The sequence below is a fragment of the Roseisolibacter sp. H3M3-2 genome (assembly GCF_029211165.1).
In the GTDB taxonomy this organism is placed as follows: Bacteria; Gemmatimonadota; Gemmatimonadetes; order Gemmatimonadales; family Gemmatimonadaceae; genus Roseisolibacter.
Genome location: NZ_JARGEK010000689.1, coordinates 1 through 1,012, shown reverse-complemented (window position 1 = coordinate 1,012; position 1,012 = coordinate 1). Strand labels below are relative to the sequence as shown.

The window sequence follows — 1,012 nt, the reverse complement described above, 5'->3', positions numbered from 1 at the left end:
GCCGGCGTCTGGGCGTCGCCCGCGCCCTCGCCCTCCCCGGGCGCGGCCGCGGCGTCGCGCCCGCGGCACCCGGCGGACCCCGCGAGCAGCACCAGCAGCGCGGCGGGGGGGAACACGCGGGGGGCGATCGGCATATCATCGAATCTACATGCGGGGGCCCCGGGCGACGACCGAGCCCCCGCGCGGCACGCCCGCGCCCGTGACCCGGCGCACGTCCGCGGATCGCTCCCGCGCGGTTGCCCCGCTCCCGCGTGGGGAGTCCGTGCGACGCCGCCCCCGGTCCCGTTCCCGCGGCCCCCCGCTGCCGGCCCCCGCGCCCGCGCCATGCCCCTCCGCCGACCGTCGCTCCGCCCCGCCGCTCCCGCCCTCGCCCTGGCCGCCCTCGGGGCGACCGCCCTCGCGGGCTGCGGCGGCGACTCCCCCACCGAGGGGCCCACCCCCGACTCGGCGACCTTCGCCATCGTCCCCGCCGGCGGCTCGACCGTCGTCCCGGGGCTCGAGGGGAAGCAGTTCTCCGCCGCCCCCGGCGACTCGCTGCGCCTCGCCACCCAGCTCCGCCGCAACGGGAGCACCTCGACCCCGACGGCCGTCACCTGGCGCTCCACCGACGCCGCGGTCGCCGAGGTGACCCCCGACGGGCTGCTGCGCGCCCGCGCGCTCGGCTCGGCGTCGGTGATCGCCGGCGCCGACGGGCTCGCCGACACGCTGCGCGTGGTGGTGAGCACCTGCGGCATCGTGCGCGCGGTCGACCTCCCGGTCGGCGGCGTCCAGGCGTTCGGCGCCGGCCAGGGGACGGACCTCTGCATCGCCGCCGGCACGACGGCCGCCGAGTACGTGCTCATCCCCTTCTTCGCCGCCGACTCGGGGATCCGCCGCCTCAACCTCACCGTCACCGCCTCCCCCGGCGCCGCGGCCGCCGACGCGGCGCTCGCCGACGCGGGCGTGACCGCGGGCGCCGCCGACGCCGCGCCCGCCGACTCCCCGCGCGCGGCGCTCGGCGCCGCGCTGGCCG

At 81.3% G+C, this 1,012-nt stretch carries 1 protein-coding gene; it reads left to right on the top strand.

The annotated features are described in order from the left end of the window. Window positions 1-324: 324 nt before the first annotated feature. The coding region (locus PYV61_RS25750; RefSeq protein ID WP_275836744.1) for an Ig-like domain-containing protein at window positions 325-1,012 on the top strand (688 nt) is incomplete at its 3' end.